At 63.0% G+C, this 6,383-nt stretch carries 5 protein-coding genes and 1 pseudogene; 2 read left to right on the top strand and 4 right to left on the bottom strand.

The window, feature by feature from the left end:
- Positions 1–154 precede the first annotated feature (154 nt).
- The 3 genes and pseudogenes from CLV63_RS33370 to CLV63_RS32305 all read right to left on the bottom strand — a co-directional run bounded on the left by CLV63_RS33370 (position 155) and on the right by CLV63_RS32305 (position 3,431).
- Positions 155–1,594 (bottom strand): annotated as a pseudogene (locus CLV63_RS33370) (ApeA N-terminal domain 1-containing protein).
- Positions 1,595–1,750: 156 nt separating this feature from the next.
- Positions 1,751–2,308: a class IV adenylate cyclase gene (locus CLV63_RS32310; RefSeq protein ID WP_106587048.1), complete on the bottom strand. Its 558-nt coding sequence runs from the start codon at positions 2,306–2,308 to the stop codon at positions 1,751–1,753.
- Positions 2,309–2,318: 10 nt separating this feature from the next.
- Positions 2,319–3,431: a radical SAM protein gene (locus CLV63_RS32305; protein ID WP_106587047.1), complete on the bottom strand. Its 1,113-nt coding sequence runs from the start codon at positions 3,429–3,431 to the stop codon at positions 2,319–2,321.
- A 168-nt stretch (positions 3,432–3,599) separates the two neighbouring features.
- On the opposite strand from CLV63_RS32305, the gene CLV63_RS34280 reads away from it, so the two are divergent.
- Both CLV63_RS34280 and CLV63_RS34275 read left to right on the top strand, forming a co-directional pair.
- The gene (locus CLV63_RS34280) at positions 3,600–4,289 is read left to right on the top strand and encodes a helix-turn-helix domain-containing protein (RefSeq protein WP_211301588.1); all 690 of its coding nucleotides are present in this window, start codon (positions 3,600–3,602) and stop codon (positions 4,287–4,289) included.
- On the top strand, positions 4,286–4,798 hold the full coding sequence (locus CLV63_RS34275) for a hypothetical protein (protein ID WP_211301587.1): 513 nt from the start codon (positions 4,286–4,288) through the stop codon (positions 4,796–4,798). Before CLV63_RS34280 ends, CLV63_RS34275 begins: the two co-directional genes overlap by 4 nt.
- Here CLV63_RS34275 and CLV63_RS35365 read toward each other — a convergent pair.
- The gene (locus CLV63_RS35365) at positions 4,770–6,161 is read right to left on the bottom strand and encodes a tyrosine-type recombinase/integrase (RefSeq protein WP_146165724.1); all 1,392 of its coding nucleotides are present in this window, start codon (positions 6,159–6,161) and stop codon (positions 4,770–4,772) included. The genes CLV63_RS34275 and CLV63_RS35365 overlap by 29 nt on opposite strands.
- Between the last annotated feature and the right edge of the window lie 222 nt (positions 6,162–6,383).

Genomic DNA, 6,383 nt, shown 5'->3' with positions numbered 1-6,383 from the left:
CCGCTGCGACGTGCTGTTCGCGATGCTGCGCGACGGCTCCTTCTACCAACCAGCCACCACCCAAGCGGCTTGACAAAACCATAGAAGCACCCCCCATGGCTAGCATTACCAGCCCTGCCCATTGGACGCGCCCGCACTGCCTCTGGGACAGTACTTAGGGTGTCGGCAGCTTCGCGAGCTCAGCACATCTTTCTACCAGAATGCACAGACGCGGATGTTGGCGGAGGGCTTCTACCAGTTTGTCTTCGGATACTCCAAACTCCTGTAAGGCATTGAGATAGGTGACCAGGCGAACAGAGTCCGCGATCACCTTGAGTTGGTAGAAGTCACCCACGTCTCGATGCTTCTCAGCTCCACCGTGGGAAACATGGTTACGCGCCCAGGTGGCCCAGACTGCCCAGTGGCCCACGTCGAGATTTAGTTGTCTCTTTAGCTCATCGGTTAGCCGATCATGCAGGAGGACCAATCGGTTCTTGAGGGATTCTTCCTTTTTGCCGCGCAGGCACCATCTGTGGAACCCCTCAGCAGCCCCAAGAACCTGACTTACATGCTCTTCCACCATGAGTGGCGAATGACCGATGAGACCAACGGCCATGTTCCATGCATACTGAGCTTGCTCTCCCGAAGTGAGTTTCTGCCATGTTTCTAGAAAATGGCTAAGCGATACGTCTTTGAATGTGAAGACCACACCGCTAGATTCAGCGGAACGATCGGGCATGCTGGGGTGCTTAATGTGGCAGAGCAGCGAGACCTCAGCACCATCAATAGTGTGTGCCTTTATCCATTCCACGCCGCTGGAGTCGAAGGTCGCCAGGCTCATCAGTTCAAGAAGTGGGTTAAGCCGTTGGACCATTTCTCTTGCTGAACCAGCCGAAGCGTCGGTGAATTCCACTCGTGCGTGAGCACCAACTCGTAGGTTGATTTCAAGTCCGCCTCGTCGCCGATTCATCATGAATTCGAGCTTCAGTCCAGGCATTGCCTCGGTCGCCGGGCTGATCCACGGCCTTGTGGCGTGGGTATCTATGGTGTACGCCGTGTCCGTAGTTGAACCACTGGCGTAACCTGTCCGCCGACCGCCGATGATCGGAAGGATGTACGGCGTGAGGAGGGTGCCATCTTCCTGCTCCTCCCCAGGGTGCTCTACTCCCTCGATCCGTGCCCACGTTGGCGTACAGAAGCGACCGTCGTCGGTGAGGTAGTAGAGGCTATCCAAAGCAACCGTAAGGCTCCGGAGAACACGCTCGTTGGCAGTAGACAGATGCGCGCCTAAACATACCCACGAAGCGCGCCAGAACTCCTCGGTCATCTGACCCATGCCGTTTGCCTTGTAGTTTCCTCGCTCGGCCCCCCACAGCGTGACCGATTTTCCTGTGTCGGTCTCGCCGAAGACCGTACCTGGAATCGCTTCGGCAACAAGTCCGCTGGCGCGCGAGACTCCTTCGCTGACCTGCTCGTACTATGGTTCCTTCGAGAACCCGCCGATGAGCTCTAGAGTTGCCCCCTTTTCTTGACTCCAGGTCAAGATCCCGGGAACCCGCTCATCTGGAGTTTCGGGAAGGAACCACCACCCCTTGATCCGGTGGTCATCGCACATTCTCATGTCTCGTATGGTAGCCCTGGCTGGGCGCGAAAATCGGGTATTTAAGGCGAATACTTTCGAGCTGACAATAGGTGTGCGGATTACTACATTAAGTTTGCTTTCGGTGCTGATTGCGCAATGCGCCGCATCGCGCATATACGGCCGCCGCAGTCACTCGTCTTGGGTGTCGAATCGCAGGTCGGTGATGGCTGTCAGGTCGATGCCGTAGCGGGTGTAGACCTTGGTGGTGTTCTCTCCGGTGAGCTGATCTTCGGTGTAGCCCAGCAGCGCGGCGACGCGTACGACCTCGGCACGTCCGGAGGCTTCGATCTCCAGGTAGGGCGGTATGCCCGGCCAGGTGTCGATCTCCAATTGCGCCCCGTCGAGGAGGAAGCTCTCGCGCCGGTTCTCCTGGTAAGCCTTGGCGCGGTAGCCCAGCTTGCCGAGGAGGGCATTGGCGGTGTCGAAGTCGGAGACGGCGATCTCGGTTTCCTGCGTGCCGCCGATGTCGTCGGAGGCGATCTCCTTGATGGTCAGCGTGGTCTCGCGACCGGTGTCGCGGAGGCGGACCCAGCGTGACCGGTCATCGGGGTCGATGTCGTAGACGAAGCGGCGTTGCAGGGTCGCCGAGCCCACTGCGGTTCCGCCCTTGTCCAGGATGGTCTGTGCCAGTTCGCGGGGATCGATGTCGAGGACCTTGGCTTCGTATTCGACGCTGGTATCGGCCATGGGCCACTCCTCAGTTTGAGTGATATGCGGATTGCTCGCCTGTCGCGGTTTTCACAAGGTTGACATGCTCGGCCATGCGGAAGGACAGGATCTCGTCTGCGATGCGGCTGTTCGCGAACTCCTCGATCGGCCAACAGAGGTCCATTCGTTGAAGACAGACGCCAACCAGGTAACCGTGCTGCTGGGACCGGTAGAGGCGCAGCCCGTAGAAGCCCTCTTGGCAGTCGGTGTCGTTGTTGAACCGGCAGCCCGCGCATGTTCGGGGCAACCGCACCGGCCGTATCCACTTGACGTAGATGCGTCGGCCATCGGCCAGCCGGTAGGAGGTCCGCGCTCCGGAGACGCCGGCGGTGACGTAGTGGGCTTCAGCGACCGCGCCGCGTTCGCTGAGTATTCGACTGATCGCGTCCAGGGACGTCTGGCCGTGGTCCAGAGAGTTCAGCAGTCGCACTGACAGTTCGGGAGCGTAGGTGTCGAGAAGGCGGTGGACCCGCTCGACGTGGGTGCGGTCCAGTACGACGATATTGGCGTTCGCCCGCACACCGTGGTCGAGGCAGGTATCGATTGACCTTCGCAGTGCGGTGATCTTGCGAGCGGCGCGCTCAGGGGAACGAAATCGGGCGTGTTGGACCTGGGCGAGTTCGGCGGGCGTGGTGCCGAAGATCGAAAAGTTGATCCGGTTCAATCCGGCATTAGCGCAGTCGGCGATCTGCGCGGCTCCGTTCTCACCGTTCGATGTCATGCACACTTCGTAACCCTCATCTCTGGCTCGCGCGATGATCGCAGGTAGCTGCGGGTGAAGTGTGGGCTCGCCGCCCGTCAGATGGAGTTCGCTGAAGCCCATACGAACTCGGAGCGACTCCAACGCTGCGGCGAAGGAAGGGTCGGGCCTCATCGGAGCAGGCAGGAAGGTCGCCCCATTGCGGGACGCATAGATCGATACCCGGCCTGAGGTGCCGGCGGCGGTGAACGCAACGTGCTGGCGCTTGCGGTTGTCCACGACGACGGGCGTTCCCTCGTTGTGGCAGAACGTGCAGGTCATTCCGCAGGCGTCGAGGATCTTGGCGCGCAGCGTGGTGTCGGTGGAAAGATAGGTCGGGATGTCATCGGGGGCGGTCGACATCGACTCTCCTTCGTCGGGCAGCGGCACGCTGCCCTGGGGGTCTGAGTCGTCGACGCTAAGAACACTTCACGACGTGGAGTGACAGCGATGTGACAGTCATCGTGAGTGCGGTGACCCGGCGGTTGCGTACGCTAGAGGCCAACGCCGTCGATGTCGCTGGGAGAGCCCATGCCCAAGCCCGTGGCTGGTGTATCGATTGGCGAGCGCATCGCCATCGCGCGAAAGGTCGCAGGTCTCAACCAGCACTCTTTGGCCCAGCGTTCTCGCTACAGCGTGAGCATGATCCGAGCGGTCGAACAAGGGCGGGAGCCGGCATCCCCCGGACTGGTTGCAGCGGTAGCGCGGGCGCTGGGTGTAGAAGCGCAGGAACTCTACGGTCAGCCCTTCCGGGAACTACTCGTGGAAGACGGCGGCGTCGCAGGCGTAGCCGAGCTTCAAACCCTCTTCGCCGAAGGTTCCTACGTCGAACCTGTTGAACCGGCCTCGTGGGACGAGCTAAAGGCCGACCTCGCCGTGGTTCAGCATGACCGACGCAACGACTACTCGCGGCGCGCGATGAGTCGTATCCCGGTGTTGCTGCGCCAACTCCACGGTGCCGTCGATGGCGCTCGCACCGATGAAGAACGTGAGCGTGCCTTTCGTATGCTCGCCCGCGCCTACGGCAACGCCGCTCAACTGACGTACCGGTTCGGCTGGTTCTCACTGGCCTCCAGCGGGCTCGATCGCATGGAGAACGCCGCCGCGCATTCTGGTCAGCCCCTCCTGACCGCGCATGCGACACAGCAACGAGCACTCATCTGCTCTCACACGCGGCCTATGGCACGGCGCAACGCCTCGTTCAACGCTCACTCGACATGATCGTCGTCCATCCGCATGACGAGAACAGCATCGCCCTCAGCGGTGCCGCCCACCTGCGTGGGGCTATTCTCGCCGCTCGTGCTCGGGACAAGCCGCGGGCTGATGAACACATCCAGGAAGCGACCCGGCTCGGAGGAATGATCGGACACGAGTCCACCGCCTATGACACCAACTTCGGTCCAGGCAACGTTGAGATTCATCGGGTAGCCGTGGCGCTCGAAACCGGGGATCCCGGCAGGGCAGCCCGACTCGGCTCCCAAATTCACATTCCCAGCGATGTCAAGGCCACGCGGATAGGCCACCACTGGCAGGACGTGGCGCGCGCGTGGACTCTCAGCGGTGATCACTCCGCAGCACTCAAGGCGCTGAACAGGGCACGTCACGCAGCGCCGCAGCAGACGCGCTACCACCCCCACGTCCACGAGACCATACACGCCATCGCCGCAGCTCAGCGGCGCAAATCCGACACACTCGCGCACTTTAGCGCGTGGCTTGGGACGAAGCGCTGACCAAGACGGACCTTTGGTGAGATTGAGGTGCCCGACAAGCGCGGCCGAGTCCTCCGCCGGTCGTTCCTATAGCTGAACGGCGAACGGTCCGTGTTGACTCAGGGGCGTCCAGGAGTGGCCCGACGACCATGTCGTCGGGCCACGAGGACTCTCTATGCACAGTCACCCTGTTGCGCTTGTGCTGCCTCGTTTCCCGTGTCCTCGGTCGCGGATGTTGTCGAGGGCTTCCAAGGCGCTGTCGTCGGCGTCGGGGAGGGTGCGGAGGTAGCGCTCGGTGGTGGTGATGGAGCCGTGGCCGAGGCGTTCCTTGACGACGACCAGGTCGGCTCCGCCGGCCAGGAGCCATGAGGCGTGGGCGTGGCGGAGTTTGTGCGGGGTGATGTCCTTCGGCAGCCCTGCCTTTTCGCGGGCGGGGTGCCAGATGTGGGTGCGGAACCACTCCGCGGGCAGGTGGCCGTCGGTGGTGCTGGTGCGCCGCGGGCGGGGCTGGTCCTTTCCACCGGCCCGGCGCTGGGCGCGGTAGCGCGCCAGGGCGGTGCGGCAGTGGTCGCAGCGACATTTGCCGTTGGTGTGCGGTCATGGTGCCGTGCTTGTAGGTGCGGCCCTTGGCGTCCGGCGCGGTGCGGCCCAGGTCCACGCCCGCGGGCAGTTCGGGGATCGGGGGCGCGCTCTCTGGTTCGGGGAAGCCGAAGAGCAGGTCGTCGTCGGTGATGCCGGTGGACCGGTCGATGTCCTTCGGACGGAGTTCGGTGACTTCACCCCACCGGAGCCCGGACTCGATCGTGAGTTCCACGAGGAGCTGGAATTCCTCGCCGGTGATGTGGGAGTGGAACGCGTCGAACTGCTCGGGGGTGATCATCTCCAGGGGTTTGCGGCCCACCTTCGGCATGACGACGCCCTTGCACGGGTGCAGGAAGACGACCTGGTTGAGCAGCGCGTTGGAGAAGATCGCACTGAGTACGGTGACCATCCAGTGGATGCTGGACGGGGAGAACCCGCGCTCCTGGGACTTGCGGACGAACTCCTGGACGTGCGCGGGCAGGATCTCGTTCATCCGCATGCGGCCGAACTCCGGCAGCAGGTGCCGCCGTACGCAGTAGGTGATGTTCTGCCGGGTGGTGTGCTCGACGACGTGGTTGGGCAGCCAGGTCTCGGTGGTGTAGGCGTCGAAGCGCTGCCTGCCGTGGCGGATGCTGGTGATGCGGCCCTCGGAGACCTTGACCTCGGCGCGCTGCCACGCCTTGTCGGCGGCCTTCGCGGTGTCGAAGGTGCCGGCGGAGCGTTCCTGGCCGCGGATGTCGATGTAGACGGCGGTGTAGCGGGTCGTGCCGTTCTTGGCGGTGCGCTTCTTGGCGTATCCCATCGTTGTCACACCCCCGCCGGGGTGGCGATGGGGCGCTGCCGGCCGGACGGGCGCCGCGCGGGCACGTGTAGCGCCCGCGCTCGCTTGGAGTTGTCCACAGCTGTGGAAGACGAGTCGGAGCGGTCCTGTGACAGGGGTGCCGCCTGTATGCTCCCGGCGCAGTGCTCAGATCCCGGCGTTCGGTTACGGAGCGCTACCGTCGTTCGGGTGTGCGGCGTTCCG

It is taken from the genome of Murinocardiopsis flavida (assembly GCF_003014485.1).
GTDB lineage: Bacteria > Actinomycetota > Actinomycetes > Streptosporangiales > Streptosporangiaceae > Murinocardiopsis > Murinocardiopsis flavida.
Note: the sequence above shows the minus strand (reverse complement) of the source record. Positions and strands in the feature narration are given on the sequence as shown.

Excerpts from the sequence above, each read along its gene's own strand:
- CLV63_RS35365 (WP_146165724.1), bottom strand. The coding sequence starts at position 6,161 with ATGGGATACGCCAAGAAGCGCACCGCCAAGAACGGCACGACCCGCTAC.
- CLV63_RS32310 (WP_106587048.1), bottom strand. The coding sequence starts at position 2,308 with ATGGCCGATACCAGCGTCGAATACGAAGCCAAGGTCCTCGACATCGAT.
- CLV63_RS34280 (WP_211301588.1), top strand. The coding sequence starts at position 3,600 with ATGCCCAAGCCCGTGGCTGGTGTATCGATTGGCGAGCGCATCGCCATC.
- CLV63_RS34275 (WP_211301587.1), top strand. The coding sequence starts at position 4,286 with ATGATCGTCGTCCATCCGCATGACGAGAACAGCATCGCCCTCAGCGGT.
- CLV63_RS32305 (WP_106587047.1), bottom strand. The coding sequence starts at position 3,431 with ATGTCGACCGCCCCCGATGACATCCCGACCTATCTTTCCACCGACACC.